This is a genomic window from Enterobacter sp. 940_PEND, from assembly GCF_001059415.1.
GTDB classification, from domain to species: Bacteria; Pseudomonadota; Gammaproteobacteria; order Enterobacterales; family Enterobacteriaceae; genus Enterobacter; species Enterobacter cloacae_M.
In genome coordinates, this window is record NZ_JUMS01000099.1 from 34,378 (window position 1) to 60,468 (window position 26,091).

27 protein-coding genes and 1 other RNA gene are annotated in these 26,091 nt (G+C 55.9%); 17 read left to right on the forward strand and 11 right to left on the reverse strand.

Annotation, left to right across the window (positions count from 1 at the left end; all coding sequences use genetic code 11):
• Window positions 1-159 precede the first annotated feature (159 nt).
• From ADJ24_RS14325 to ADJ24_RS14375, 11 genes are all read left to right on the forward strand, one after another.
• Window positions 160-1,458, forward strand: a complete 1,299-nt coding sequence (locus ADJ24_RS14325; protein ID WP_023309287.1) for an MFS transporter — start codon at window positions 160-162, stop codon at window positions 1,456-1,458.
• A gap of 115 nt (window positions 1,459-1,573) precedes the next feature.
• The gene (exuR, locus tag ADJ24_RS14330) at window positions 1,574-2,350 is read left to right on the forward strand and encodes a transcriptional regulator ExuR (RefSeq protein ID WP_023309288.1); all 777 of its coding nucleotides are present in this window, start codon (window positions 1,574-1,576) and stop codon (window positions 2,348-2,350) included.
• Window positions 2,351-2,694: 344 nt separating this feature from the next.
• Entirely contained in the window at window positions 2,695-3,357 is a 663-nt protein-coding gene (gene yqjA, locus ADJ24_RS14335) for a DedA family general envelope maintenance protein YqjA (protein WP_023309289.1), read from the forward strand.
• A 2-nt stretch (window positions 3,358-3,359) separates the two neighbouring features.
• Window positions 3,360-3,743 carry an EnvZ/OmpR regulon moderator MzrA gene (mzrA, locus tag ADJ24_RS14340; protein WP_023309290.1) on the forward strand — a complete coding sequence of 128 codons (384 nt, stop codon included), beginning with the start codon at window positions 3,360-3,362 and terminating at the stop codon, window positions 3,741-3,743.
• 142 nt (window positions 3,744-3,885) lie between these two features.
• Complete coding sequence (locus tag ADJ24_RS14345; RefSeq protein ID WP_023309291.1) at window positions 3,886-4,254, forward strand: DUF1090 domain-containing protein; 369 nt, start codon at window positions 3,886-3,888, stop codon at window positions 4,252-4,254.
• 31 nt (window positions 4,255-4,285) lie between these two features.
• On the forward strand, window positions 4,286-4,591 hold the full coding sequence (locus ADJ24_RS14350; protein WP_008503141.1) for a DUF883 family protein: 306 nt from the start codon (window positions 4,286-4,288) through the stop codon (window positions 4,589-4,591).
• Window position 4,592: 1 nt separating this feature from the next.
• The gene (locus ADJ24_RS14355) at window positions 4,593-4,991 is read left to right on the forward strand and encodes a phage holin family protein (protein ID WP_014885329.1); all 399 of its coding nucleotides are present in this window, start codon (window positions 4,593-4,595) and stop codon (window positions 4,989-4,991) included.
• Window positions 4,988-5,284, forward strand: a complete 297-nt coding sequence (locus ADJ24_RS14360) for a YqjK-like family protein (RefSeq protein WP_014885330.1) — start codon at window positions 4,988-4,990, stop codon at window positions 5,282-5,284. Before ADJ24_RS14355 ends, ADJ24_RS14360 begins: the two co-directional genes overlap by 4 nt.
• Window positions 5,285-5,532: 248 nt before the next feature.
• Complete coding sequence (locus tag ADJ24_RS14365; RefSeq protein WP_023309292.1) at window positions 5,533-5,925, forward strand: DoxX family protein; 393 nt, start codon at window positions 5,533-5,535, stop codon at window positions 5,923-5,925.
• A gap of 71 nt (window positions 5,926-5,996) precedes the next feature.
• The gene (locus ADJ24_RS14370) at window positions 5,997-6,983 is read left to right on the forward strand and encodes a glutathione S-transferase family protein (RefSeq protein ID WP_023309293.1); all 987 of its coding nucleotides are present in this window, start codon (window positions 5,997-5,999) and stop codon (window positions 6,981-6,983) included.
• Between the two features lie 107 nt (window positions 6,984-7,090).
• On the forward strand, window positions 7,091-7,456 hold the full coding sequence (locus tag ADJ24_RS14375) for a DUF805 domain-containing protein (RefSeq protein ID WP_023309294.1): 366 nt from the start codon (window positions 7,091-7,093) through the stop codon (window positions 7,454-7,456).
• Between the two features lie 40 nt (window positions 7,457-7,496).
• On the opposite strand, the gene yhaJ is transcribed toward ADJ24_RS14375, so the two are convergent.
• Window positions 7,497-8,399, reverse strand: a complete 903-nt coding sequence (gene yhaJ / locus ADJ24_RS14380; protein ID WP_008503135.1) for a DNA-binding transcriptional regulator YhaJ — start codon at window positions 8,397-8,399, stop codon at window positions 7,497-7,499.
• Window positions 8,400-8,503: 104 nt separating this feature from the next.
• Here yhaJ and ADJ24_RS14385 point away from each other — a divergent pair, with 104 nt between their 5' ends.
• Window positions 8,504-9,205: a pirin family protein gene (locus ADJ24_RS14385; RefSeq protein WP_023309295.1), complete on the forward strand. Its 702-nt coding sequence runs from the start codon at window positions 8,504-8,506 to the stop codon at window positions 9,203-9,205.
• Between the two features lie 90 nt (window positions 9,206-9,295).
• Here ADJ24_RS14385 and ADJ24_RS14390 read toward each other — a convergent pair whose 3' ends face one another.
• The 9 genes from ADJ24_RS14390 to garL all read right to left on the reverse strand — a co-directional run bounded on the left by ADJ24_RS14390 (window position 9,296) and on the right by garL (window position 19,554).
• Window positions 9,296-9,706 (reverse strand): Spy/CpxP family protein refolding chaperone, encoded by a 411-nt coding sequence (locus tag ADJ24_RS14390; RefSeq protein ID WP_023309296.1) that lies wholly within the window; start codon window positions 9,704-9,706, stop codon window positions 9,296-9,298.
• A 152-nt stretch (window positions 9,707-9,858) separates the two neighbouring features.
• Window positions 9,859-12,153, reverse strand: a complete 2,295-nt coding sequence (gene pflB, locus ADJ24_RS14395; RefSeq protein ID WP_023309297.1) for a formate C-acetyltransferase — start codon at window positions 12,151-12,153, stop codon at window positions 9,859-9,861.
• A 15-nt stretch (window positions 12,154-12,168) separates the two neighbouring features.
• A complete protein-coding gene (gene tdcD, locus ADJ24_RS14400; RefSeq protein ID WP_023309298.1) occupies window positions 12,169-13,377 on the reverse strand; it encodes a propionate kinase in 1,209 nt (402 codons plus the stop codon).
• Window positions 13,378-13,407: 30 nt separating this feature from the next.
• Window positions 13,408-14,739: a threonine/serine transporter TdcC gene (gene tdcC / locus ADJ24_RS14405; protein WP_023309299.1), complete on the reverse strand. Its 1,332-nt coding sequence runs from the start codon at window positions 14,737-14,739 to the stop codon at window positions 13,408-13,410.
• 9 nt (window positions 14,740-14,748) lie between these two features.
• Window positions 14,749-15,738, reverse strand: coding sequence for a bifunctional threonine ammonia-lyase/L-serine ammonia-lyase TdcB (gene tdcB / locus ADJ24_RS14410; RefSeq protein ID WP_023309300.1), 990 nt, complete (start codon window positions 15,736-15,738; stop codon window positions 14,749-14,751).
• Between the two features lie 100 nt (window positions 15,739-15,838).
• Window positions 15,839-16,759, reverse strand: coding sequence for a transcriptional regulator TdcA (gene tdcA, locus ADJ24_RS14415; protein WP_008501504.1), 921 nt, complete (start codon window positions 16,757-16,759; stop codon window positions 15,839-15,841).
• 676 nt (window positions 16,760-17,435) lie between these two features.
• An RNA gene (gene rnpB, locus ADJ24_RS23595) (RNase P RNA component class A) lies at window positions 17,436-17,812 on the reverse strand.
• 59 nt (window positions 17,813-17,871) lie between these two features.
• Window positions 17,872-18,762, reverse strand: a complete 891-nt coding sequence (garR, locus tag ADJ24_RS14420) for a 2-hydroxy-3-oxopropionate reductase (RefSeq protein WP_023309302.1) — start codon at window positions 18,760-18,762, stop codon at window positions 17,872-17,874.
• A gap of 21 nt (window positions 18,763-18,783) precedes the next feature.
• Window positions 18,784-19,554 carry a 2-dehydro-3-deoxyglucarate aldolase gene (gene garL / locus ADJ24_RS14425; protein WP_023309303.1) on the reverse strand — a complete coding sequence of 257 codons (771 nt, stop codon included), beginning with the start codon at window positions 19,552-19,554 and terminating at the stop codon, window positions 18,784-18,786.
• A gap of 373 nt (window positions 19,555-19,927) precedes the next feature.
• Between garL and garD the strand changes: the two genes are divergently transcribed.
• Window positions 19,928-21,499 (forward strand): galactarate dehydratase, encoded by a 1,572-nt coding sequence (gene garD / locus ADJ24_RS14430; protein ID WP_023309304.1) that lies wholly within the window; start codon window positions 19,928-19,930, stop codon window positions 21,497-21,499.
• 73 nt (window positions 21,500-21,572) lie between these two features.
• Here garD and ADJ24_RS14435 read toward each other — a convergent pair whose 3' ends face one another.
• The gene (locus ADJ24_RS14435) at window positions 21,573-22,376 is read right to left on the reverse strand and encodes a DeoR family transcriptional regulator (protein WP_023309305.1); all 804 of its coding nucleotides are present in this window, start codon (window positions 22,374-22,376) and stop codon (window positions 21,573-21,575) included.
• A 251-nt stretch (window positions 22,377-22,627) separates the two neighbouring features.
• On the opposite strand from ADJ24_RS14435, the gene kbaZ reads away from it, so the two are divergent.
• The 4 genes from kbaZ to agaE are packed head-to-tail and all read left to right on the forward strand — an operon-like array spanning window position 22,628 to window position 26,075.
• Window positions 22,628-23,923, forward strand: coding sequence for a tagatose-bisphosphate aldolase subunit KbaZ (gene kbaZ, locus ADJ24_RS14440; protein WP_032667947.1), 1,296 nt, complete (start codon window positions 22,628-22,630; stop codon window positions 23,921-23,923).
• A 20-nt stretch (window positions 23,924-23,943) separates the two neighbouring features.
• Complete coding sequence (gene agaV, locus ADJ24_RS14445; RefSeq protein WP_023309307.1) at window positions 23,944-24,417, forward strand: PTS N-acetylgalactosamine transporter subunit IIB; 474 nt, start codon at window positions 23,944-23,946, stop codon at window positions 24,415-24,417.
• A gap of 10 nt (window positions 24,418-24,427) precedes the next feature.
• The gene (agaW, locus tag ADJ24_RS14450) at window positions 24,428-25,207 is read left to right on the forward strand and encodes a PTS N-acetylgalactosamine transporter subunit IIC (protein WP_023309308.1); all 780 of its coding nucleotides are present in this window, start codon (window positions 24,428-24,430) and stop codon (window positions 25,205-25,207) included.
• Window positions 25,197-26,075 (forward strand): PTS N-acetylgalactosamine transporter subunit IID, encoded by an 879-nt coding sequence (agaE, locus tag ADJ24_RS14455; protein WP_023309309.1) that lies wholly within the window; start codon window positions 25,197-25,199, stop codon window positions 26,073-26,075. The genes agaW and agaE overlap by 11 nt, the downstream gene beginning before the upstream one ends.
• Window positions 26,076-26,091: the final 16 nt, after the last annotated feature.

Here is a 26,091-nt window from a genome sequence, read left to right on the forward strand (position 1 = left end):
CGGTACGGATACCGACTTATGCACGCTTACTTATGGCAAGGTTCGGGCCGTTCCGGGACATGCTCCTGGTTACGCCCCTCCCGTTACACAACTGCTCCCGGAAACGGTTGAGAGGTTGCCGTGCTCTGGCGCGGAAATAACATAACGATGAGGTTTTAGATGCGTAAAATTAAAGGGTTACGTTGGTATATGATCGCACTGGTGACGTTAGGCACCGTGCTGGGCTACCTGACGCGTAACACGGTGGCAGCAGCAGCGCCAACGTTGATGGAAGAGCTGCATATCTCCACGCAGCAATACTCCTACATCATTGCTGCCTATTCCGCGGCTTATACCATCATGCAGCCTGTTGCGGGCTATGTGCTGGACATTCTCGGTACCAAAATCGGTTATGCCTTCTTCGCCATCGCCTGGGCGGTGTTCTGCGGCGCAACCGCGCTGGCAGGCAGCTGGGGTGGACTGGCGCTGGCGCGCGGTGCGGTCGGTGCGGCGGAAGCCGCGATGATCCCGGCGGGTCTGAAGGCCAGCTCCGAGTGGTTCCCGGCGAAAGAGCGTTCCATTGCCGTCGGCTACTTCAACGTGGGCTCGTCCATCGGGGCGATGATAGCGCCGCCGCTGGTGGTGTGGGCCATCGTGATGCACAGCTGGCAGATGGCGTTCATCATCTCAGGCGTGCTGAGCTTTGCCTGGGCGATGGCGTGGCTGGTTTTCTATAAACACCCGCGCGATCAGAAAAAACTGTCTGAAGAAGAACGTGAATACATCATTGGCGGTCAGGAAGCGCAGCATCAGACCAACAACGGCAAAAAAATGACCGTCTGGCAGATCCTGGGCACCCGTCAGTTCTGGGGTATCGCCCTGCCGCGCTTCCTGGCTGAACCGGCCTGGGGTACCTTTAACGCGTGGATCCCCCTGTTCATGTTTAAAGTCTACGGCTTTAACCTGAAAGAGATCGCGATGTTCGCCTGGATGCCAATGCTGTTCGCTGACCTGGGCTGTATCGTGGGCGGCTACCTGCCACCGCTGTTCCAGCGCTGGTTTGGCGTGAACCTGATCGTTTCCCGTAAGATGGTGGTGACCATGGGCGCGCTGCTGATGATTGGCCCGGGGATGATCGGCCTGTTCACCAGCCCGTACGTCGCCATTGCCCTGCTGTGCATCGGTGGCTTTGCTCACCAGTCCCTGTCCGGCGCGCTGATTACGCTCTCGTCTGACGTCTTTGGTCGTAACGAAGTGGCAACCGCCAACGGCCTGACCGGCATGGCCGCCTGGACCGCGAGCACCATGTTTGCACTGGTGGTCGGCGCGCTGGCGGATACCATCGGCTTCAGCCCGCTGTTCGCGGTGCTGGCGATCTTTGACCTGATGGGTGCAGTGGTTATCTGGACGGTGCTGAAAAGCAAATCGGCAGAGGAGCTGGCGAAAGAGTCCCTTGGCAAACCGGCTACGCAGAGTTAGCGAAAATACGTTTCAACTAAGCCGCCTCCGGGCGGCTTTTTTAATGGCAAAATCTGGAGAGTGGCACGCAAAAGTGGTATAACAAATCATCTGCCGTACCCTGCCTGGAGCGCATATGGAAATCACCGAACCACGTCGTTTATATCAACAACTTGCTGCGGAGCTGAAAGATCGCATCGAGCAAGGGGTCTATCTTGTCGGTGATAAACTTCCCGCCGAGCGCTTTATCGCGGATGAAAAAAGCGTCAGCCGCACCGTGGTGCGTGAAGCGATTATCATGCTGGAAGTGGAAGGCTACGTTGAGGTACGCAAAGGTTCCGGCATTCACGTGATTTCTAATCTGCCGAAACACTCTCCCGTCGCGGACGAAAGTCTGGAATTCGCCAGCTATGGCCCCTTCGAGCTGCTCCAGGCTCGCCAGCTGATCGAAAGTAATATTGCTGAGTTTGCGGCGACGCAGGTGACCAAGCAGGACATCATGAAGCTGATGGAGATCCAGGAGAATGCCCGTAAGGAAAAATGTTTCCGCGATTCAGAGTGGGATCTGCAGTTCCACGTTCAGGTCGCCCTGGCAACCCAAAATACGGCGCTGGCAGCTATCGTAGAAAAAATGTGGACTCAGCGCGTTCACAACCCGTACTGGAAAAAACTGCACGACCATATCGATTCCCGTACCGTTGACAACTGGTGCGACGATCACGACCAAATCCTTAAGGCGCTGATTCGTAAAGATCCGCATGCCGCTAAGCTGGCGATGTGGCAGCACCTGGAAAACACCAAGCAGATGCTGTTCAACGAAACCAGCGATGACTTCGAATTTAACGCTGACCGCTATCTTTTTGCCGATAATCCGGTTGTTCATCTCGATACGGCTTCCAGTGCCGCAAAATAGATGACCTTTCTGCTGGCAGGCGCTACGTTGCGCCTTCCGGCTTCAGTGGGTAAGCAAAACATATATAGTGTCAGCCTTTGTAAATCCCCTCGCTCACTTCCTGGGCTTACGCCAAAATCAACTCACCCCTGCAAATTCTGTGACGCAGAACGTTGGGCTTTGTTACAATTGGATTCAATTCCTTATTTTGTAAGTTAGTGCTTGCTAACCAGCCAATTAACAGGGAACAGTGTTGGCCACACCGCAATGTGTCCGCGAGCGACCATAATGAAATCACAACAACGTCGCCGTGCTGTTTGTCCCGGATAACAGGCGTGACGTTAACCGATTTCCAGGAACACTGAATGGAACTTTTGACCCAACTGCTGCATGCCCTCTGGGCGCAGGATTTTGAAACGCTGGCCAACCCTTCCATGATTGGCATGCTCTATTTCGTCTTGTTTATGATCCTGTTCCTTGAGAACGGTTTGCTGCCTGCTGCCTTCCTGCCCGGTGACAGTTTGCTGGTGCTTGTCGGCGTGCTGTGCGCCAAAGGGGCGATGGCGTTTCCACACACCATTTTATTACTGACCGTGGCGGCCAGCCTCGGCTGCTGGGTGAGCTATATCCAGGGAAGATGGCTGGGCAATACCCGGATCGTCCAGAACTGGCTCTCGCATCTGCCTGCTCATTATCACCAGCGGGCGCACCATCTTTTCCATAAGCACGGGCTTTCCGCGCTGCTGATTGGCCGCTTTATCGCCTTTGTTCGCACCCTGCTGCCGACCATTGCCGGTCTGTCGGGGTTGAGCAGCGCGCGCTTCCAGTTCTTTAACTGGATGAGCGGCCTGCTATGGGTGCTTATTCTGACGACGCTGGGCTATGCGCTGGGTAAAACGCCGGTCTTTATGAAATATGAAGACCAGCTGATGTCCTGCCTGATGCTGCTTCCTGTGGTTCTGCTGGTCTTCGGCCTGATTGGCTCACTGGTTGTCCTGTGGAAGAAGAAATACGGAGCCAGAGGCTAACGATGGTTATCTCACCGCTCGCCCTGCGCCGTTTTGCCGTTGCCGTGATTACGCTGATCGTCCTCAGCGCCATGCTGCTGGCATGGAGCGCGCTTTCGCATCAGGAATCGACGCTGGCCATCCGCCCGGTAAACCAGGGCGCCAGCGTGCCTGACGGTTTTTCTGTCTGGCATCATCTGGATGCGAACGGGATCCGCTTTAAGAGCATAACCCCGCAGGACGATGTTTTACTGATTAAGTTTGATTCCCGTGCGCAAAGTGCCGCCGCGAAAGTGGTTCTCGATCGTACGCTGCCGCACGGGTATATCATTGCCCAGCAGGAAGATGACAGCCAGCCTGCAGCCTGGCTGTCATTGATTCGCGATACGTCGCATCGGTTTGGATAACTTCCAGGATTCCGAATCTTTTCACTCACTTTGGTGAATCCCCCGTTTACTTACTATGCTTAAGTACGCGGAGCACCCCTCAATGTACTCCGCATAACTTTGGATAGCGGCAAACGCCGCAACACAATGGAAGGTTTCGATAATGAAATTCCGCATGACTCTGGCTCTGGCCCTTTTTTCTTTAAGCACAGCATCCTTCGCAAACTCTCTCTGTCAGGAGAAAGAACAGGATATTCAGCGTGAGATCGGTTATGCCGAAAAGCATAACAATCAGCACCGTGTTGATGGTCTTAAAAAAGCGCTGAGCGAAGTGAAAGCGAACTGTTCAGACAGCAAGCTTCGTGCCGACCACAAGAAGAAAATCGCTGAACAGAAGGACGAGATAGCCGAGCGCCGTCGCGACCTGCAGGAAGCGAAAGAGAAAGGAGATGCGGAAAAAATTGCCAAGCGCGAGAAGAAGTTGAAAGAAGCGCAGGATGACCTGAAAGCGCTGGAAGCTCGCGATTATTGAGTTAACGGAAATCTCAACAGGAGAGAGAATCATGTCAAAAGATACGACGTCTGAACATCTGCGCGCTGAACTGAAATCCCTGGCCGATACCCTTGAAGAGGTGCTGAACTCCTCTGCTGACAAGTCAAAAGAAGAGGTCAGCAAGCTGCGCAGCAAGGCGGAGCAAGCGCTGAAAGAGAGCCGCTATCGCCTGGGTGAAACCGGTGATGCGCTGGCGAAACAGACCCGCGAAGCGGCTGCCCGCGCGGACGAATATGTGCGTGATAATCCATGGACGGGTGTAGGGATTGGTGCCGCAGTGGGTGTGGTACTGGGTGTCCTTCTGACGCGTCGTTGATATGGAAGATCCTCGTCACGCACAAGGGCCTGCTAACAACGTCCTCGGCATCGGCCAGCGTATTTTAACGACGCTGGTCGGGATTGCCGAAACGCGCGTCCGGCTGGCAGTGGTCGAACTGGAAGAGGAGAAAGCGAACCTCTTCCAGATGCTGCTGATGCTCGGGCTGACCATGCTCTTCGCCGCCTTTGGTCTGATGAGCCTGATGGTATTAATCATCTGGGCCATCGATCCGCAGTATCGTCTTAACGCGATGATTGCCACCACCGTCGTTCTGCTGGTCGCCGCGTTGATAGGCGGTATCTGGACGCTGCGTAAAGCGCGCAAGTCCACTTTCCTGCGCCATACGCGTCAGGAGCTGGCGAACGATCGCGCTCTGCTGGAGGATGACAAGCCGTGAGCGATAAAGCGGAACGTCAGAAGCGAAAAGCGTACCTGTTAAGCCAGATCCAGCAGCAACGGCTGGATCTGTCTGCCAGCCGCCGCGACTGGATTGACGCGACGCGACGGTTTGACCGCGGCTGGAACACCTTCCTGAGCCTGCGCTCATGGGCGCTGGTCGGCAGCAGCGTGATGGCTATCTGGACGGTTCGTCATCCAAATATGCTCATCCGCTGGGCACGTCGTGGATTCGGCGCCTGGAGCGCCTGGCGTCTGGTGAAAGCCACTTTGCGGCAGCAGCAGCTGCGGTGATACAAAACGGTAACTCAGGTTACCGTTTTTTGTTTTTGCGCCCTCTCCCCGTGGGAGAGGGTTGGGGTGAGGCACCAGCGCGCACGCCCCCTTACTCAATATCTTTGAAGAAGATTGACAGTTTTCCTTGCTAACAATTACCACCCGCCCCGTTTATTATCCTCTCCATCGACAGCAACGCCGCGGTATCTACCCGGAATTGCAGACAAATAATGTTCAGCCGCTCATGTGGTTTCCTGGAGAGTAAAATGAAAAAATTAGAAGATGTTGGTGTACTGGTCGCGCGTATTCTGATGCCAATTCTGTTCATCGTGGCAGGTTGGGGAAAAATCACCGGTTATGCGGGTACCCAGCAGTATATGGAAGCCATGGGCGTTCCGGGGTTCCTGTTGCCGCTGACCATTCTTCTTGAGTTCGGCGGCGGCCTGGCGGTACTGTTCGGCTTCCTGACCCGTACCACCGCGCTGTTTACCGCAGGCTTCACCGTGCTGACTGCGTTCATCTTCCACAGCAACTTTGCGGAAGGCGTGAACTCTCTGATGTTCATGAAAAACCTGACCATCGCGGGTGGCTTCCTGCTGCTGGCCGTCACCGGCCCGGGTGCATACAGCATCGACCGCGTTCTGAATAAGAAGTGGTAAGCACGCTATACTGAATGAACACAAAGCGAGGAGACATCTCCTCGCTTTTGCTATCTGACGGAGGAGAAAAAATGGGACAACTCGTAGACGGCGTATGGCAGGATGTCTGGTATGACACCAAATCCACCGGAGGTCGCTTCAAGCGCTCAGTTTCGGCCTTCCGTAACTGGCTGACCGCCGACGGCGCGCCCGGCCCGAGCGGCGAAGGCGGCTTCGCGGCTGAGAAAGACCGTTATCATCTTTATGTTTCGCTTGCCTGCCCGTGGGCACACCGCACGCTGATTGTGCGCAAGCTTAAAGGTCTCGAATCCTTAATCCCGGTTTCGGTCGTGAACCCGCTGATGCTGGAAAACGGCTGGACGTTTGACAGTGATTTCCCCGCGGCGACCGGCGACGATCTTTACCACCACGATTTCCTTTACCAGCTCTATCTGCGCGCCGATCCTCACTACACCGGGCGCGTTACCGTGCCGGTGCTGTGGGACAAGAAAAACCAGACGATTGTCAGCAATGAGTCTGCGGAAATCATCCGCATGTTCAATACCGCCTTTGACGCGCACGGCGCCCGTGCCGGAGATTACTATCCGGCTGAGCTGCGTGAGAAAATTGACGAGCTGAACAGCTGGATTTACGACAACGTTAACAACGGTGTCTACAAGGCCGGTTTCGCCACCAGCCAGGAAGCGTATGACGAAGCGGTCGGAAAGGTGTTTGAATCACTTGAGCGTCTGGAGCAGATCCTGGGCCAGCATCGCTACCTGACGGGCGATCGCCTGACGGAAGCGGACATTCGCCTGTGGACCACGCTGGTTCGCTTCGATCCGGTCTATGTCACCCACTTTAAGTGCGACAAGCACCGCATCAGCGACTACCTGAACCTGCATGGTTTTCTGCGCGACATCTACCAGATGCCGGGTATTGCCGACACGGTCGACTTCGACCATATTCGCACCCACTATTTCCGCAGCCACAAGACCATCAACCCGACGGGTATTATCTCCATCGGCCCGTGGCAGAACCTGGAAGAACCACACGGGCGCGACGTGCGTTTTGGATAAATGTTAAGGGCATCAATGGATGCCCTTTTTTAATTCACAATCTCCATCTATCCTTACCTCGATCGCTTAGAAAACAAGTGATTGACTGACTAATGAGGCAAGGAAAAATGGACTGGTATTTAAAAGTACTGCGTAACTACATTGGATTTGGTGGCCGCGCCCGCCGCAAAGAGTACTGGATGTTCGTTCTGGTGAACTTCGTCCTGATTATGGTGCTGGGCATCGTGGATAAAATTCTTGGCTGGGAGCGGGCTGGCGGTGAAGGCGTACTGACCACCATTTATGGCCTGTTAGTCCTGCTACCATCGTGGGCGGTACTGTTCCGTCGGCTGCACGACACCGATCGTTCAGCGTGGTGGTTACTGCTGCTGCTGATCCCGCTTGTTGGCTGGATCGTGATTTTGATTTTCAACTGCCAGAGCGGCACGCCGGGCGAGAACCGCTTTGGTCCGGATCCGAAGCTCGACGCATAAATAATGGCCCGGTGACGCACAGCGATCCGGGCCTATATCCTTATTTATTGTGGTGGGCAAAAAGCTTCGGAATTTCGCGTAGACACCAGGATTTGGCTTCGCCCATGCTGTCGCGGCGCCACGCCATAATGATATCCACTTCGCTGGTGTATTCCGGGCTGACAACGCGCAGTCGCCCTTCCGCAATATCTTTCTCCACAAACGGGTACGGCATCGTCGCCACGCCCAGACCGGCCAGCAGCGCCTGCCGTTTGTCTTCCAGCGAGGTCACCGTCAGGCGAGGCTGCTTATCCAGCAGCTGCACCGTCAGCACCGGACGCTCGCGCGCGGTATCCGCTACCGCCACGCCGCGATACTTCACGCGCGTCACTTCAGAGAGCGGCTCCGGCTCCTGGTGAATCGGGTGATTGGGTGCGGCAACATAGACGTTCATCACGCTGTAGAGCTTGCGCGAGTTGATTTCCGATGAGGAACGGAAGTGCATGTCCGGCGCAATCACAATATCCGCCCTGCCCGTTTCCAGACGTTCCCACGCGCCCGCCAGCACCTCGGTGATGATTGACAGCTGCGTATTGGCCTTCGCCGCCAGGCGGTCCACCAGCGGGAACAGCGCTTCAGTCGGCACCAGCGCTTCGGTAACTAACGTCAGATGGGTTTCCCAGCCGCGCGCCAGCGCTTCGGCGTCCGTCGTGAGCTTGTCCGCCGCTTCCAGCAGCACGCGGCCGCGCTCCAGCAGCATTCGCCCCACGTTGGTGAATTTTGTTCGATGACCGGAGCGGTCAAACAGCACCACGTCCAGCTCTTCCTCCAGCTTCTGCATGGTGTAGCTTAGCGCAGACGGAACGCGCCCCAGCTCATCTGCCGCCGCCGCAAAACTGCCGCGCCGGTCAATCGCGTCCATGACGCGAAGCGCCTCAAGCGTCAATGCTCTCTCTTTAGCCATCTCGTTCTCATTCAGGAAATTTGAACATACCGGGCAGAATATCTGGCTAACAATGCAGCGTCCATACCTTTACCATTGTTTTAGTGTAAAGAGAGGTCAAGTTTATGATTACGACAAGAACAGCTAAACAGTGCGGACAAGCCGATTTCGGTTGGCTGCAGGCCCGCTACACCTTTTCCTTTGGACACTACTTTGACCCTAAACTCCTCGGTTACGCTTCACTGCGCGTGTTGAATCAGGAAGTGCTCGCCCCGGGCGCCTCCTTCCAGCCGCGTACGTACCCGAAAGTCGATATCCTGAACCTGATCCTGGAAGGCGAGGCAGAATACCGCGATAGCGAGGGCAATCATGTCCAGGCAAAGGCTGGCGAAGCGTTGTTAATTTCCACGCAGCCGGGCATCAGCTACAGCGAGCATAACCTCAGCAAAGATAAAACGCTGACCCGTATGCAGCTGTGGCTGGACGCCTGCCCCGAGCGGGAAAATCCGCTGGTGCAGAAGTTAGATTTAACGGGCGATAAGCAGCAGCTGATTGCATCGCCGGACGGCAGTAAAGGTAGCCTGCAGCTGCGCCAGCAGGTGTGGCTGCACCATATCGAACTGAAGAAAGGTGAACAGGCGAGCTTCCAGCTTCATGGTCCGCGCGCCTATTTACAGTCTATTCACGGTACGGTACATGCGGTGACGCACACGGAAGAGAAAGAAGCGCTCACCTGCGGCGACGGGGCGTTTATTCGTGATGAAGCGAATATAACCCTGGTGGCGGATACGCCGCTTCGCGCGCTGCTGATTGATTTGCCTGTTTAGAAAATACTCACACTCTTACCCTCTCCCAATGGGAGAGGGAACCGATCGAGCCACGGCATAATCATCCGGCGCCGTATGCAACGTACGAAATCACTCTGCCAGCGCGTTAGCCATATCGGTTCTAATCTGCTTACGCTGTTCCGGCGTCAACACCTGGCTGACGTCGAAGTAATATTTCACGCGGTAATAGCGGGTCTGCTCTTCAATTTTGCTAAAGGCAGCAAGCTGGCTTTTCACCGTGCTTTCGTCCCATTTACCCGCCTGGAACATGTCGATCAGCGCGCCGTCCTTCACTCCCGTCATCGGGATCTTGCTGACATTTTGTTCCAGCTGCTTATGCAGATCTTCAATCTTCTTAACCTGCTCATTGCTGAGCTTCAGGTGCTGTACCAGCGGATCCTGCGAGGGAGACGGGGCAGCCTCAACGTTCGCGGCCTGTACCGTAAAACTGCACACTGCCAGCGAGGCGGCGACCAGCGCAATACGGGTCATTTTCATCATCTTACTGTCCTTACATGCTGTGATAGGGAAAAGCAGGCGTATTGTTTTTCAAGAGCGGATGAATATGTGTGAGTAATTATATAAACAATTTTGTATGTTCAGCGGGCAAAAAAATGCCCCCAGGGTTGAGGGGGCATGAGACCTGAATGTCGTCAGATTGATTGCGTAAACGTCCTCGAAATCACATCCTGCTGCTGCTCGCGCGTCAGCGCATTAAAACGCACCGCATAGCCTGAAACGCGGATCGTCAGGTTCGGGTAATTCTCGGGATGCGCAATGGCATCGAGGAGCATTTCCCGGTTCATGACGTTGACGTTCAGATGCTGCCCGCCCTCAATGGACGCTTCGTGATGGAAGTACCCGTCCAGCAGCCCCACCAGGTTGGTTTTGCGCACCAGCTCGTCCTTGCCCAGCGCCTGCGGCACGATGGAGAAGGTGTAGGAGATCCCATCTTTCGCATAGGTGAACGGCAGCTTGGCCACCGACGTTAGCGAGGCTACCGCCCCTTTTCTGTCGCGTCCGTGCATCGGATTCGCGCCTGGCGCAAACGGCGTGCCGCCGCGGCGTCCGTCCGGCGTGTTCCCGGTCTTCTGGCCGTATACCACGTTGGAGGTGATGGTCAGGATCGACTGGGTTGGCACCGCGTTGCGGTAGGTTGGCAGCGCCTGAATTTTCTTCATAAAGCGCTCCACCAGGTCGCAGGCGATGCTGTCCACGCGGTCGTCGTTGTTGCCGTACTGCGGATAGTCCCCTTCAATCACAAAATCGACCGCCAGTCCGGTATGGTCGCGCACCGGCTTCACCGTGGCGTATTTAATGGCCGACAGGGAATCCGCCGCCACCGACAGCCCGGCAATTCCGCAGGCCATGGTGCGATAGACGTCGCGGTCATGCAGCGCCATCAGCGAGGCTTCGTAGCTGTACTTATCATGCATGTAGTGAATGAGGTTCAGGGCGCTGATGTACTGCACCGCCAGCCAGTCCATAAAGTGATCGAGGCTCGCCATCACGGTGTCGTAATCCAGCACGTCGTCCAGCAGCGGCTCGGTTTTCGGGCCGACCTGGATCTTCAGCTTCTCGTCCACCCCGCCGTTGATCGCGTACAGCAGCGTTTTGGCGAGGTTGGCGCGCGCGCCAAAGAACTGCATCTGCTTGCCGATCACCATCGGGCTGACGCAGCAGGCAATGGCGTAGTCGTCGCTGTTGAAGTCCGCACGCATCAGATCGTCGTTCTCATACTGCAGCGAAGAGGTGACGATCGACACCTGAGCGGCGTATTTCTTGAACGCGATCGGCAGTTGTTCAGACCAGAGGATCGTCAGGTTCGGCTCCGGCGCAGGCCCCATGGTGTGCAGGGTATGAAGATAGCGGAAGCTATTTTTGGTCACCAGCGTGCGCCCGTCCAGCCCCATGCCGCCGATCACTTCCGTCGCCCAGATTGGATCGCCGGAGAAGAGCGTGTCGAACTCCGGCGTGCGCAGGAAGCGCACCATGCGGATCTTCATGATGAAGTGGTCGATCAGCTCCTGCGCCTGGACTTCATTCAGGCGCCCCGCCTGCATGTCGCGTTCAATGTAGATATCGAGGAACGAGGCCGTGCGCCCCAGCGACATCGCCCCGCCGTTCTGGGATTTCACCGCTGCCAGGTAGGCAAAATAGACCCACTGCACCGCTTCCTGGGCGTTCATCGCCGGACGTGAAATATCAAAGCCATAGTTCGCCGCCATCTGCTGGATCTGCAGCAGCGCGCGCCTGTGCTCCGCCAGCTCTTCACGCAGGCGGATCGTCGCCTCCAGATCTTCGCCGCGCTCCAGCCTGCCCTGCAGATCGGCAAACTGAAGTTCGCGCTCGCGCACCAGATAAGCGATCCCGTACAGCGCCACGCGGCGATAGTCACCGATGATGCGGCCGCGCCCGTAGCCGTCCGGCAGACCGGTCAGCACGCCGGATTTACGGCAGCGCATCATCTCCGGGGAGTAGACGTCAAACACGCCCTGGTTGTGGGTTTTGCGCAGGTCGGTAAACAGGTATTCGAACTGCGGATCCATCTCCCGGCCATAGGCTTCGAACGAGCTGCGGATCATGTTGATCCCGCCATACGGATGCAGCGCGCGCTTGAGCGGCTTATCGGTTTGCAGGCCGACGATCGTCTCCAGATCCTGGTCGATATAGCCCGGCCCGTGGGCCGTAATGGTGGTGGCAATGTTGGTGTCAAAATCCACCGGGGCGTGGGTGGCATTCTCCTGGCGAATGCCGACCATTACCTTCTGCCACAGCGCCGTCGTTGCTGGCGTCGCCTGCGCGAGGAAAGCTTCATCGCCTTCATAAGGGGTGTAGTTATGCTGAATAAAATCGCGGACGTTGACGGCGTTTTTCCATTCTTCACCACGAAACCCGGCCCATGCGTCGCTGTAGGGCGCGACGCCCGTATCGATTGTTACTTTCATGTGTTTCTCGCTTTATCAGGCGTAAGCCGCGGCCGGGGTAACCTTTCCAAGACGGAGGGCGTCCAGCGCGATCATTTTTTCTTCGTTGGTAGGGATAACCGCGCAGGCCACGCGGGACGATTCGGTGGAGATCACGCGCTCACCCGCGCTGCCCGGCAGGGCATTTTTGTCGTCGTCGAGGATGATGCCGAAGACTTTCAGATGTTCCGCCACCAGCGCGCGGACAAGCTTCGAGTTTTCGCCAATACCGCCGGTAAAGACCACCCCATCCAGGCGGTGCAGCGACGCCGCGTGCCCGGCGATATGCCGCGCAATGCGGTGCACGAAGGTATGGATAGCCAGCTGCGCCCGCTCGTTGCCTTCGTGCCAGGCTTTCTCCAGCGCGCGTAAATCGGAGGAGATGCCGGAGATCCCCAGCAGCCCGGACTCTTTATTGACCACGCGCTCCAGATCCTCGAACGACTGGCCAGTCTGCTGGGCAATCCACGCCATCGCGCCGAAGTCCACATCGCCGCAGCGCGTCCCCATTACCAGCCCTTCCAGCGGCGTCATCCCCATCGAGGTGTCGACGCTTTCGCCGTTGCGCACCGCGCAGATGGAGGCTCCGTTGCCGAGATGGGCAATCACCAGGCCGCTGTCATCGGGGGACAGCCCGAGAAGCGTATGCGCCTGCGCGGCCACGTAGCGGTGAGAGGTGCCGTGGAAGCCGTAGCGGCGCACGCCCAGCTCTTCAAAATAGCGGTACGGCAATCCGTACAGATACGCCTGCGGCGGCAGCGTCTGGTGGAAGCTGGTATCAAATACCGCCACCTGCTGCACGCCCGGGAACAGACGCTCTGCGGCTTCCACGCCGCTCAGGTTGGCGTAGTTATGCAGTGGCGCCAGCGGGGAAACCTGTCGGATCTGCGCGATCGCCTCTTCCGTGATCAGGGTCGACTCGCTGAAGAGATTTCCCCCGTGCGCAATGCGGTGGCCAATTAAGGCCACGCTGCTCATCAGGTTACGCTTCTCCAGCTCCAGGGCGATGGCAGCCAGCGCCCCTTCGTAGTCCTGGTGAGCCAGTCTGGCTGGCTCACCCCCGTTCACGGAAATAAAGGCCTTCTCGGTGTTGATCCCATCTGCAATGCCCGTCATCAGGGCATCGCAGCTGCTGGCGTCGAGCACCGAAAACTTAACAGAGGACGATCCGCAGTTAATAACCAGTACAACCGGAAACTCAATCATCATGTGACTCCGCTCTTCCTGAGCAATGGGTTAGAACAGTTTGTAAACGATATTCAGAATGGTCAGCAGCCCGACCGCGGTAACGAAAATGTTCTCGGTACGCCCTTTGTACTTCGCCAGCGCCGGTGCTTTGCGGATGGCATACATCGGCAGCAGGCACAGCAGAGAGGCGATGATTGGTGCGCCCATGGCTTCAATAAGGTCCAGAATGTTCGGGTTGGCGTAGGCCACAACCCAGGTGGAGCCCATGATGAACACCATGCTGATGGTGTTCAGCTTGCCAACGGAGACTTTCTTCTTATCGCCCTTGTAGCCGAACTTGAGGATCAGGCCGTTCAGCCCTTCCAGCGTGCCCAGGTAATGACCGAAGAAGGATTTGAAGATAGCGACCAGCGCGATGATGGAGGCACCGTATTCCAGTACCGTCGCGAACGTCGATTTGGTTCCTGACATTGACGCAAAGTGGTTCGCCAGGTAAGAGAGCACCGGAATGTTCTGCGCCTTAGCGTCCGCCATGTTCTGCGGAGAGAGCGTAAACAGGCAGCTAAAGGCGAAGAACATCACCACGGCGACCATCAGCATGCTGGCGCGACCGATGATTTTGGAACATTTCTGCTCGGTGAATTCTTTACCGAACTCCGGCTCGTACTCTTCGCGCTTGGAAACCACAAACGAGGAGACGATAGGCGAGAAGTTGAAGGAGAAGACCATGATGGAGATACCCAGCCACACCGTGACCAGAATGCCGTCATGACCGGTGAAGGCGATATCGCTCAGGTTGACCTGGTCAATCACCGCCGAGTTCCAGTAAGGGATCAGCGACAGGGAAATCAGCACCAGGCTGGCGATAAACGGGAATACCAGGAAGCTCATGACCTTCACCATCAGGTCTTTACCAAACCAGATAACAAAGGCCATCAGCAGCAGCAGGAACAGCGCCACCACGCCGCGGTTCAGCGCAGGTAGCTGGAGCTGGTTTTCCCAGAAGGTCATAAAGGTGTTGGTAATGGTGACGCCGTAAATCCACAGCAGCGGGCAAATAGCGAAGAAGTAGAGGAAGGTGATCACCACCCCGCCGGTTTTTCCAAAGTGCTCTTCCACCGTTTCGGTGATGTTGCCCGAGACGTTGCTGCCGGAGAGGCACAAACGCGCCAGCGCGCGGTGGCAGTAAAACGCAATCGGGAACGCGAGAACCAGCATCAGCAGGATAGGGATCAATCCACCAAAACCTGCGCGAATGGGGAAGAACAGCACGCCTGCGCCAATGGCGGTACCAAACAGGCCAAGCGTCCAGGTGGTATCAGACTTACGCCAGGAGGACGTTTTTGTCTGGCCAACGATAATGCTTTCTGTGTTGCTCATAGGTCACCTTTATGCGTCAACGAAGCCGGTAATTTGGGAAACACGGGAGAGATCGATATTGCCGCCGGAAATAATGCAGACGGTTTTACGACCCTGAATATAGCGATCGAGCTTGCCGCTTAATAACGCGGCACAGGCCAGCGCGCCGGCACCTTCCGTCACCACTTTATTACGCTGAATAAGCGCGATCATGCTGTCGCGAATGTTGTCTTCGCTGACCAGCACAATGTCATCAACCAGCTCGCGAACAATTTCGAACGGTAAATTACCGGGGCGAGAAACATCACAGCCGTCGGCCAGCGTGCCGGTAACGCGATGGCTCATTATTTCTCCGGCCTGATACGATGCCGCCATGCCGTGAACATTTTCTGACTGCACGCCGATGATATTAATGGTGGGGTTGATGGATTTAATTGCCGTCGCAATCCCGGCAATTAAACCGCCGCCGCCGATAGGCACAATAACGTTATCCACGTCGTATAAATCTTCGAGAATTTCCAGACCGATGGTGCCCTGCCCGGCGATCACTTTGGCATCATCGTATGGCGGAATAAAAATACGCCCTTCCATCTCGACGATTTCGCTGACTTTGGCAATGGTGTCGTTGAAGTTCTCGCCGTGCAGCACAACTTCCGCCGAGTAGTCGCGCGTCGCGGCCACTTTAGACTTCGGCGCGCCCATCGGCATCACCACTTTGCCGTCGATGCCGAGCATCGCGCAGGAGAGGGACACACCCTGCGCGTGGTTCCCTGCGGAGCAGGCGACAACGCCTTTGCGTTTTTCAGCGTCGGTCAGCGAGCTTAATTTGTTAAACGCGCCGCGGATCTTAAACGAGCCGGTACGCTGCATGTTCTCAAACTTCAGGTATATTTCGCCCTTGCAGCGTTCGCTAAGATAATTCGAGCGCGGCATACCGGTTTTATATATTTTTCCTGCCAGTCGTTTTCTGGCGTCCTGAATATCTTCAATCGTTACCGGGAGATCGTAGGTAATATGCATAATATCCTCGTTATAATAATTCATTCTTTTCAGGCAAAGTCAGGGTATCAGAGCGTTACAGAGATAAGCTCTGGGTGTTTTTAAAATAATTACTTATTATTTATCGTCGTCTTTCGATATTCATCGACGAATACTGTTTTGCCAGCTCAACTAATACTGACGCCGATTTTTTAATCCTGTAATTTTTTGACCACACGGCGGCATAACGCGCCACGGGTAATTCATCTTCCACGGGCAGCACAATAAACTGGTCGGAACCGAACGGGGCAATCATGTCGCGGGGAATGACCGTCAGATAATCGGCATTCAGCACGAGGTTATAAATGGTGACGACGGAATCGGTCTGGACGATGTTTTCGATGCTGATGTGGTTGTCTTGCAGAGTAGTAAGAAGTTCTTTGTAGTAGCCCATATCGGTTTGCGGCATCACCCACTGCTCGTGCGTGAGCGATGCCAGTGTCGTCGGGCCGGTGCACGTTCGCGTTTTGCTGGCGACCAGCACAAACTCGGACTCAAACAGCGGTTCGACGTGCAGATCCTGCAGCAGCATTTCATCGCTTAGCGTGCCGATAGCGAAATCCAGACGACCGTCGCGAATGGCCGGAAGGAAAGATGAGAGCTGGGCTTCATACATCGAGACGCGTGCTTTCGGGAACACTTCCTTGAATTTTTTGATCATCTCGGACAGGAAGGTAAAGCCGATCAGCGACGGGTAGCCAAAGGAGACGTCCATGACGGTGCTGAAACTCAGGCTGTTAATCTCACTCACCATGTTTTTCATTTCGCGGGTGATCGACTCTGAGTACGAGAGCAGGACCTGGCCCGCGGCAGTGAGTTTTACGCCGGTGTTTTTACGCACCATCACTTCCACGCCGAAGTAGGACTCAATATCGCTGATGATTTTGCTGACGGCGGGTTGCGTCAGGCCAAGCTGTCTTGCTGCAGAACCTATGGAGCCACTCTTAATGACTTCCTGAAATACCACGAGGTGCTGTGTTTTCGGTAGAATAATAGTGTTCATAATATTCTGCGCTTATTTCCCTATGACGGAGCGGATTCTACCTAATAGTGTTTAAGGGGGTATGTGCTGTCACTCACAATTTGCTTTTCCGCACGCTTAACATGATCAACGAAAACCAAAAAATACATTTATTATCAATAACATGAATAAATACAACCACACCATTACGCTGATATCGATCAATAAAAGCAGTAGTAATAAATTTATTTTATGGCGATAACCTTGATAAATTTCTCAGCGTTAAAAAAATCAATAAAGACGATCTTTCAGGCAATTAAAGACCAATAAATAACCGCTATTTGTTTGAAACATTCTTTCAATTTATTAAATTTTTCCGATGCAAATTTTCAGGTTTGCGGAAAAGAGTGGAATTCGTCACATATTCACGGGAGAAATGTATTTGATTTCAATATATGCATATCAAACGAGAAAAGATTCGCGATCATAAAAGTAACAAACATAACAAATTATCAATACTAAAAATCGTGTGTTTTTTAGCGCGAAATTTTGTGATGGCGATCGTATACAGGTACAGGATCGATACGAAAGGTATAAAAGCAGTGAAATGTGCTTAATGTCGCAAATATGAGAATTGATGTCGTTTGTCCGGCGCTGCGCTTACCCATCCAGCATCACCTGGAAAGCAAAAACCCCGCCGAAGCGGGGTTTTCTAAGAAGTTGAAGCTGACCGATAAGCCGGGTTCTGTCGTGGACAGTCATTCATCTAGGCCAGCAATCGCTCACTGGCTCAAGCAGCCTACCCGGGTTCAGTACGGGCCGTACCATGTGAACCCCTATTTGGCCTTGCTCCGGGTGGAGTTTACCGTGCCACGGACTGTTACCAGCCGCGCGGTGCGCTCTTACCGCACCCTTTCACCCTTACCTGATCCCGCTTGCGCGGGCCATCGGCGGTTTGCTCTCTGTTGCACTGGTCGTGGGTTTCCCCCCCAGGCGTTACCTGGCACCCTGCCCTATGGAGCCCGGACTTTCCTCCCCTCCGCCCGTCTCCCCCGAAAGGGACGACGACGAAGCGGCGACTGTCTGGTCAGCTTCGGCGCGCAGTATAGAGGGTTTGCGCGCCGCTGTCACCCTAAGGTGTAGGCAAGGCGTGATTAACGCGCCACTTCCACCTTCGCCAGTTTTTCGTAGTAGCACGCAATCGCGCTGTGATCGGCCGTGCCCAGGCCATCGGCACGCAGCGCCTGCATCATCTCCATGACCGCCGCGGTCAGCGGCAGCTGTGCGCCCACGCCGTGTGACGTATCCAGCGCGTTCGCCAGATCTTTGATATGCAGGTCGATGCGGAAACCGGGTTTGAAATTACGATCCATGACCATCGGCGCTTTGGCATCCAGCACGGTACTGCCCGCCAGACCCCCTCGAATGGCCTGATAGACCAGATCCGGATTGACGCCCGCTTTGGTTGCCAGCGTCAGCGCTTCGGACATGGCGGCAATGTTCAGCGCTACAATCACCTGGTTTGCCAGCTTGGTCACATTACCCGCCCCGATGTCCCCGGTATGCACCACGGAGCCCGCCATGGCTTTCATCAGGTCGTAGTATCTATCGAAAATGGCTTTATCGCCGCCGACCATCACCGACAGCGTGCCGTCGATCGCTTTCGGCTCACCGCCGCTGACCGGCGCATCCAGCATATCGACGCCCTTCGCTTTTAACGCCTCGCTGATTTCACGGCTTGCGAGCGGTGCAATAGAGCTCATATCAATCAACACCAGGCCCGGCTTCGCACCGTCGATAATGCCGTTCTCACCCAGCGCAACTTCTTTAACATGCGGTGAGTTTGGCAGCATGGTGATGATGACATCGCACTGCTCGGCAATGGCCTTCGCGGTGGTGGCCGTTTCAGCGCCAGCCGCTATCACCTCTGCCACGGCCTGCGGATTGTGATCGGATACCACCAGTGAGTAACCTGCTTTGATGAGGTTCTTACTCATTGGTTTACCCATAATGCCCAGGCCAATAAAACCCACTTTCAGCGTCATAATCTGTTTCCTCAATGATGGTTATTTTTTAAAAGCGTCGGCTAATTTCTGCGTGGCCGAGCGGAATACGCCGAGGTCGCTGCCGACGGCTACAAACGTGGCTCCCCACTCCAGATAGCGACGGGCATCAGCCTCAACCGGCGCCAGAATGCCGCACGGTTTGCCGTGAGCTTTAGCGCGGGCAAAGATGTGCTGGATCGCGCGCTGCACGTCAGGGTGGCCGGCGTTACCCAGATGACCAAAGGCGGCAGCCAGATCGCTTGGGCCGACGAAGATCCCGTCCACGCCGTTTGTGGCGGCAATCGCGTCGACGTTATCAACGCCCTGCTGGCTCTCGATCTGAACCAGAATGGTGATGTTGCTATTAGACTGCGCGAAATAGTCCGGCACGGTGCCAAACATATTGGCGCGATGCGAAACGGAAACGCCGCGGATCCCTTCTGGCGGATAGCGCGTTGAGGCTACGGCCAGGGCCGCTTGTTCTTCCGTCTCCACAAACGGGATCAGGAAGTTGTAGAAACCGATATCCAGCAGGCGCTTGATAATCACCGGCTCGTTGGTGGGCACGCGCACTACCGGGGCGCTGGGGCTGCCTTTCAGCGCCATCAGCTGCGGAATAAAGGTGCTGATATCGTTCGGCGCATGTTCGCCGTCCAGCACCAGCCAGTCAAAACCGGCCAGGCCCAGCACTTCGGTGCTGATAGGGTTTGCCAGCGCGGACCAGCAGCCAATCTGAATCTGGTGTGCCGCGAGGGCCGCTTTAAATTTATTCGGGAAGATATCGTTATTCATCGTATTTACCTTTTTAATTCGCAGCCTATATCAGCATCATTTTATTTATTCAGACACCGCACCAGCATTATATTTCTTATTCTGACGTATTTTGGCGTTATAAAATCGTCATTCAGTATAAAACGCAATCCACAACCGCACATTGTTTTAATGCTCAAGTATTGCGTTACACTTCGATAAATTTTTTTGCATATGCACAAGGCGCTGGGCGCTAATGCACAGAATCAGGCATTACTGGTTCTGGAGCGATCGCGATCACATTTTAATATCTCCTATGCTGACATGCTTTATTTCTGAAAGCCGCGTATTTATTTCTACCATTTGAAAATTGGCTGAATTTATTATCAGACACTTTGCTGGAGAATATTGAACAATGGCCGACATTGAAATTCGACAGGCATCGCCGACGGCGTTTTATATAAAAGTCCACGACACCGATAATGTGGCGATTATTGTCAACGACAATGGCTTAAAAGCGGGCACCCGCTTCCCGGACGGGCTGGAACTGATTGAGCATATTCCGCAGGGACATAAAGTCGCCCTGGTGGATATCCCTGCTAACAGCGAAATCGTACGTTACGGTGAAGTCATCGGCTATGCCGTTCGCTCTATACCACAGGGGAGCTGGGTTGAGGAGTCGCTGGTGGCGCTGCCGGAAGCGCCGCCGCTAAACACGCTTCCGCTGGCGACTCGCGTACCGGAACCGCTTCCTCCGCTGGAGGGCTATACCTTCGAAGGCTACCGCAACGCGGACGGCAGCGTCGGCACCAAGAATCTGCTCGGCATTACCACCAGCGTGCACTGCGTGGCGGGCGTAGTGGATTACGTGGTGAAAATCATCGAACGCGATCTGCTGCCGAAATACCCGAACGTCGACGGCGTGGTTGGCCTGAACCACCTCTACGGCTGCGGCGTGGCGATTAACGCCCCCGCTGCCGTAGTGCCTATCCGTACCATCCACAATATCGCCCTGAACCCAAACTTTGGCGGTGAGGTGATGGTCATCGGTCTGGGGTGTGAAAAATTGCAGCCAGAGCGCCTGCTGCAGGGCACCGAAGATGCGAAAGCCATTCCGGCAGACGAGGCCAGCATCGTGCGCCTGCAGGATGAACGCCACGTGGGTTTCCGCTCAATGGTCGACGATATCCTGCAGGTGGCTGAACGCCATCTGGACAAGCTCAACAAGCGCCAGCGCGAAACCTGCCCGGCGTCTGATTTGGTAGTGGGAACACAGTGCGGCGGCAGCGATGCCTTCTCCGGCGTGACGGCCAACCCGGCGGTGGGCTATGCGTCCGATCTGCTTGTGCGCTGCGGCGCCACGGTGATGTTCTCCGAGGTGACCGAAGTGCGTGACGCCATCCATCTGCTCACGCCACGCGCCGTTAATGAAGAGGTCGGCAAGCGCCTGCTCGAGGAAATGGCCTGGTATGATAGCTATCTCGATATGGGCAAAACCGACCGCAGCGCAAATCCCTCACCGGGGAACAAAAAAGGCGGCCTGGCCAACGTAGTGGAAAAAGCCCTCGGGTCGATTGCCAAATCCGGCCAGAGCGCGATTGTGGAAGTGCTCTCTCCGGGCCAGCGCCCGACGAAACGCGGCCTGATCTACGCGGCAACGCCGGCCAGCGATTTCGTCTGCGGCACGCAGCAAGTGGCATCCGGCATTACGGTGCAGGTCTTTACCACCGGGCGCGGCACGCCGTACGGCCTGATGGCGGTACCGGTGATCAAGATGGCGACCCGCACCGAGCTGGCAAACCGCTGGTATGACTTAATGGATATCAACGCGGGCACTATCGCCACCGGGGAAGAGAGCATTGAGGACGTGGGCTGGAAACTGTTCCACTTCATTCTGGATGTCGCCAGCGGGCGGAAGAAAACCTTCTCGGATCAATGGGGATTACATAATCAGCTGGCGGTGTTCAACCCGGCACCGGTGACGTGATTCATATTCCCAACCGCACCGAACGGTCCCCTCTCCCCTATGGGGAGAGGGTTAGGGTGAGGGGAAAGCCCCCTTAAACCAGCACCACCTCAATCCCGCTTTTCCGCAGCCCGTCCAGGCTCTCCGCCGGAATGCCTTCATCGACAATAATCATATCAATCCTTTGCGTATCAATGATTTTATGCAGGCTTGAGCGGTTAAATTTGCTGGAGTCCGTGACAACGATAATACGCTCCGCAACCTCGCACATTTTGCGGTTCAGTCGTGCTTCGTCTTCGTTATGCGTACTTACGCCACGGTCGAGATCGATGGCGTCAACGCCGAGGAACAGCAGGTCAAAATGGTAATTCTGTAGCGACTGTTCTGCCTGGTCACCGTAGAAGGATTGCGACTGACGGCGCAGGTGCCCGCCGGTCATCAGCAATTCCACCCCTTCCGCTTCCAGCAACGCATTCGCCACGTTCATCCCGTTGGTCATCGCAATCACGTCCGTGTGCTGGCGCAGCATGCGGGCGATTTCATACGTCGTGGTGCCGGAGTCCAGAATAATACGGTGCCCGGGTTTGACCAGCGCGGCAGCGGCCTGCGCGATACTGCGCTTCACCGCCGTATTCAGCGAGCTTTTATCCTCTACGGAAGGCTCAGCGCCCGGCATGTTGCCTTCGCAAATCAATGCCCCGCCGTAGGCGCGAACGGCGATGCCCTGCTTCTCCAGGAAGGCCAGATCGTTGCGGATCGTCACCGTCGATACGCCGTACAGATGAGACAGATCGTTAACCTGCACGCTTCCCTGCGCCCGCAAACGCTGAATGATCTGCTCTCGCCTTTCACTGGTGCCGGTGATGCGCTTTTCCGCGGATGAATCGGTGCTGCTCATACGAGCTCCTTAATAAATAGTCTTTCGTTTCATTTCGTTTTGCCTATTAAGGCCTTTCTTTTTCGGGAATGCAAGTCCCGCCTTACGTACAGACGCAAGCCAACACTGCGCTGAAACCTTTCATTATGTTTCTTTTGTGAAACAGATCGGAAAACTATTATCTTTCGTTTTATTTTTATATCACCATGATGCAGGATTAAATGAAACAAAACGAAAGACAAGTGTCATTGCCATCCGAAATGGAGAGGAAAGTGAAACATCTGACAGAAATGGTGGAACAACATAAACGAGGGAATTCGAACGGGATCTATGCCGTCTGCTCCGCACATCCGCTGGTACTTGAAGCTGCAATTCGTTACGCGCATTCGCATCAGACGCCGCTGCTGATCGAGGCGACCTCCAACCAGGTGGATCAATTTGGCGGCTATACCGGCATGACGCCTGCGGATTTTCACGCGTTTGTCTGCCGGCTGGCCGAGTCGCTCGGTTTTCCGACGTCACAGCTGATCCTCGGCGGCGATCATCTGGGCCCTAACCGCTGGCAAAATCTCCCTGCGGAACAGGCGATGGCAAATGCCGACGATCTGATCAAAAGCTATGTTTCCGCCGGATTCAAAAAGATCCACCTCGACTGCAGCATGTCCTGCGAGGACGACCCGGTTCCCCTGACCGACGCGATCGTCGCCGGACGCGCCGCACGCCTGGCGAAGATTGCCGAAGCGACCTGTCGCGAGCAGTTTGGTGAATCCGATCTGGTCTACGTTATCGGCACGGAAGTGCCGGTTCCCGGTGGCGCGCACGAGACGCTCACCGAACTTGCCGTCACCACGCCGGACGCGGCCCGCACCACGCTTGAAGCGCACCGCCACGCGTTCGAAAAGGAAGGCTTAAGCGACATCTGGCCGCGCATTATTGGCCTGGTGGTCCAGCCTGGCGTGGAGTTCGACCACGCGCACGTCTGCGACTATCAGCCGCAGAAAGCCGTGGCCCTGAGCAAAATGGTTGAAGCCTACGATACGCTGGTGTTTGAAGCGCACTCCACCGACTACCAGACGCCGCAGGCGCTGCGCCAGCTGGTTAACGATCACTTTGCCATTCTGAAAGTTGGCCCCGCCCTGACCTTCGCCCTGCGCGAGGCGCTGTTCTCGCTGGCCGCCATTGAAGAGGAGCTGCTGCCGGCAAAAGCCAGCTCCGGCCTGCGTCACGTGCTGGAAAACGTCATGCTCGACCGCCCGGAATACTGGCAAAGCCATTACCACGGTGACGGCAACGCGCGTCGCCTGGCGCGCGGCTACAGCTACTCTGACCGCGTGCGCTACTACTGGCCGGACAGCCAGATCGACGACGCCTTTGCACGGCTGGTGCGTAACCTGGCAGACGAGCCTGTTCCCCTGCCGCTGATCAGCCAGTACCTGCCGCTGCAGTACAGCAAAGTTCGCGAGGGCGCTCTCAAGTCAACGCCACGGGAACTCATCATCGACCACATTCAGGACATACTCCAGCAGTACCACGCCGCCTGCGAAGGCGTAACGACTCAAGACGCATAATTAAAAAAGAGGAAAACGCTATGCCAAACATTGTCTTATGCCGCATCGACGAACGCCTGATCCACGGTCAGGTGGGCGTGCAGTGGGTGGGGTTTGCGGGGGCAAACCTGGTGCTGGTCGCTAATGACGAGGTCGCTGAGGATCCGGTTCAACAGAACCTGATGGAAATGGTGCTCGCGGAAGGGATCGCCGTGCGCTTCTGGTCGCTGCAAAAGGTCATCGACAACATTCACCGCGCCGCTGACCGCCAGAAAATCCTGCTGGTCTGCAAATCACCTGCCGATTTTCTGAAGCTGGTCGAGGGTGGCGTACCCATCACCCGTATTAACGTCGGAAATATGCACTACGCCAGTGGCAAACAACAAATTGCCAAAACGGTCTCTGTCGACGCGAACGATATTGACGCGTTCAACGGCCTGAAAGCGGCCGGTGTGGAATGCTTCGTTCAGGGCGTTCCAACAGAAACTGCTTTGGATCTCTTTAAACTGCTCTGAGGGATTCACAATGGAAATCAGTCTGTTGCAGGCGCTGGGGTTGGGCATACTCGCCTTTATCGCCGGTCTGGATATGTTTAACGGGTTAACGCACATGCACCGCCCGGTGGTGCTCGGGCCGCTGGTCGGCCTGATTCTGGGCGATCTGCACACCGGCATTTTGACCGGCGGTACGTTAGAGCTGGTCTGGATGGGGCTGGCCCCGCTCGCCGGTGCCCAGCCGCCTAACGTCATTATCGGCACCATCGTGGGGACCGCGTTTGCCATCAGCACCGGCGTGAAGCCAGAAGTCGCGGTTGGTGTCGCCGTGCCGTTTGCCGTTGCGGTACAGATGGGGATTACGTTCCTCTTCTCGGTGATGTCCGGCGTCATGTCGCGCTGCGATCGCATGGCGGCCAATGCAGACACCAACGGAATTGAACGGGTTAACTATCTTGCGCTGCTGGCGCTCGGCATCTTCTATTTTCTGTGCGCGTTCCTGCCAATCTACTTCGGTGCGGAACATGCGAAAACCGCCATTGACGTTCTGCCAGCGCGTCTGATTGACGGCCTCGGCGTCGCGGGCGGCATCATGCCAGCCATCGGCTTCGCCGTGCTGCTGAAAATCATGATGAAAAACGTCTACATCCCTTACTTCATTATTGGTTTTGTCGCCGCCGCCTGGCTCAAGCTTCCGGTGCTGGCGATTGCGGCGGCCGCGCTGGCCATGGCGCTGATCGACCTGATGCGTAAATCACCTGAACCGACGGCTCCCGCCGCTCAGAAAGAGGAATTCGAAGATGGCATCTAACCACACCACCCTGCCGGGCGTGACTGAAAGCGAAGAGACGCTGCTGACCGGCGTGAATGAAAACGTCTACGAAGACCAGAACATCGGTGCCGAGCTGACGAAAAAGGATATCAACCGCGTGGCCTGGCGTTCCATGCTGCTGCAGGCCTCGTTTAACTACGAACGTATGCAGGCCTCCGGCTGGCTGTACGGGCTGCTGCCCGCGTTGAAAAAGATCCACACCAACAAGCGGGACCTGGCGCGGGCGATGAAAGGGCATATGGGCTTCTTTAACACCCACCCGTTCCTGGTGACCTTTGTTATCGGCATCATTCTGGCGATGGAGCGCTCCAAGCAGGATGTGAACAGCATCCAGAGCACCAAAATTGCCGTCGGCGCGCCGCTTGGCGGTATTGGCGACGCCATGTTCTGGCTGACCCTGCTGCCCATCTGCGGCGGTATTGGTGCCAGCCTGGCGCTGCAGGGTTCGATTCTGGGCGCGGTGGTCTTTATCGTGCTGTTTAACGTGGTACACCTCGGCCTGCGCTTTGGCCTGGCGCACTACGCTTACCGGATGGGCGTCGCGGCCATTCCGCTGATTAAAGCCAACACCAAAAAGGTCGGCCACGCGGCGTCTATCGTCGGGATGACGGTGATTGGCGCGCTGGTGGCAACCTACGTCCGCCTCAGTACCACGCTCGAAATCAAGGCGGGTGATGCGGTCGTCAAACTGCAGGCCGACGTCATCGACAAGCTGATGCCCGCGTTCCTGCCGCTGGTCTACACCCTGACCATGTTCTGGCTGGTACGCCGCGGCTGGAGCCCGCTGCGGCTGATCGGTATCACCGTGCTGCTGGGCGTTGTCGGTAAATTCTGTCACTTCCTGTAAAAGCAAAGAGGTTGCG

Coding starts and splice junctions, on each gene's coding strand:
- ADJ24_RS14325 (WP_023309287.1), top strand. CDS start 160: ATGCGTAAAATTAAAGGGTTACGTTGGTATATGATCGCACTGGTGACG.
- exuR (WP_023309288.1), top strand. CDS start 1,574: ATGGAAATCACCGAACCACGTCGTTTATATCAACAACTTGCTGCGGAG.
- yqjA (WP_023309289.1), top strand. CDS start 2,695: ATGGAACTTTTGACCCAACTGCTGCATGCCCTCTGGGCGCAGGATTTT.
- mzrA (WP_023309290.1), top strand. CDS start 3,360: ATGGTTATCTCACCGCTCGCCCTGCGCCGTTTTGCCGTTGCCGTGATT.
- ADJ24_RS14345 (WP_023309291.1), top strand. CDS start 3,886: ATGAAATTCCGCATGACTCTGGCTCTGGCCCTTTTTTCTTTAAGCACA.
- ADJ24_RS14350 (WP_008503141.1), top strand. CDS start 4,286: ATGTCAAAAGATACGACGTCTGAACATCTGCGCGCTGAACTGAAATCC.
- ADJ24_RS14355 (WP_014885329.1), top strand. CDS start 4,593: ATGGAAGATCCTCGTCACGCACAAGGGCCTGCTAACAACGTCCTCGGC.
- ADJ24_RS14365 (WP_023309292.1), top strand. CDS start 5,533: ATGAAAAAATTAGAAGATGTTGGTGTACTGGTCGCGCGTATTCTGATG.
- ADJ24_RS14370 (WP_023309293.1), top strand. CDS start 5,997: ATGGGACAACTCGTAGACGGCGTATGGCAGGATGTCTGGTATGACACC.
- ADJ24_RS14375 (WP_023309294.1), top strand. CDS start 7,091: ATGGACTGGTATTTAAAAGTACTGCGTAACTACATTGGATTTGGTGGC.
- yhaJ (WP_008503135.1), bottom strand. CDS start 8,399: ATGGCTAAAGAGAGAGCATTGACGCTTGAGGCGCTTCGCGTCATGGAC.
- ADJ24_RS14385 (WP_023309295.1), top strand. CDS start 8,504: ATGATTACGACAAGAACAGCTAAACAGTGCGGACAAGCCGATTTCGGT.
- ADJ24_RS14390 (WP_023309296.1), bottom strand. CDS start 9,706: ATGATGAAAATGACCCGTATTGCGCTGGTCGCCGCCTCGCTGGCAGTG.
- pflB (WP_023309297.1), bottom strand. CDS start 12,153: ATGAAAGTAACAATCGATACGGGCGTCGCGCCCTACAGCGACGCATGG.
- tdcD (WP_023309298.1), bottom strand. CDS start 13,377: ATGATTGAGTTTCCGGTTGTACTGGTTATTAACTGCGGATCGTCCTCT.
- tdcC (WP_023309299.1), bottom strand. CDS start 14,739: ATGAGCAACACAGAAAGCATTATCGTTGGCCAGACAAAAACGTCCTCC.
- tdcB (WP_023309300.1), bottom strand. CDS start 15,738: ATGCATATTACCTACGATCTCCCGGTAACGATTGAAGATATTCAGGAC.
- tdcA (WP_008501504.1), bottom strand. CDS start 16,759: ATGAACACTATTATTCTACCGAAAACACAGCACCTCGTGGTATTTCAG.
- garR (WP_023309302.1), bottom strand. CDS start 18,762: ATGACGCTGAAAGTGGGTTTTATTGGCCTGGGCATTATGGGTAAACCA.
- garL (WP_023309303.1), bottom strand. CDS start 19,554: ATGAATAACGATATCTTCCCGAATAAATTTAAAGCGGCCCTCGCGGCA.
- garD (WP_023309304.1), top strand. CDS start 19,928: ATGGCCGACATTGAAATTCGACAGGCATCGCCGACGGCGTTTTATATA.
- ADJ24_RS14435 (WP_023309305.1), bottom strand. CDS start 22,376: ATGAGCAGCACCGATTCATCCGCGGAAAAGCGCATCACCGGCACCAGT.
- agaV (WP_023309307.1), top strand. CDS start 23,944: ATGCCAAACATTGTCTTATGCCGCATCGACGAACGCCTGATCCACGGT.
- agaW (WP_023309308.1), top strand. CDS start 24,428: ATGGAAATCAGTCTGTTGCAGGCGCTGGGGTTGGGCATACTCGCCTTT.
- agaE (WP_023309309.1), top strand. CDS start 25,197: ATGGCATCTAACCACACCACCCTGCCGGGCGTGACTGAAAGCGAAGAG.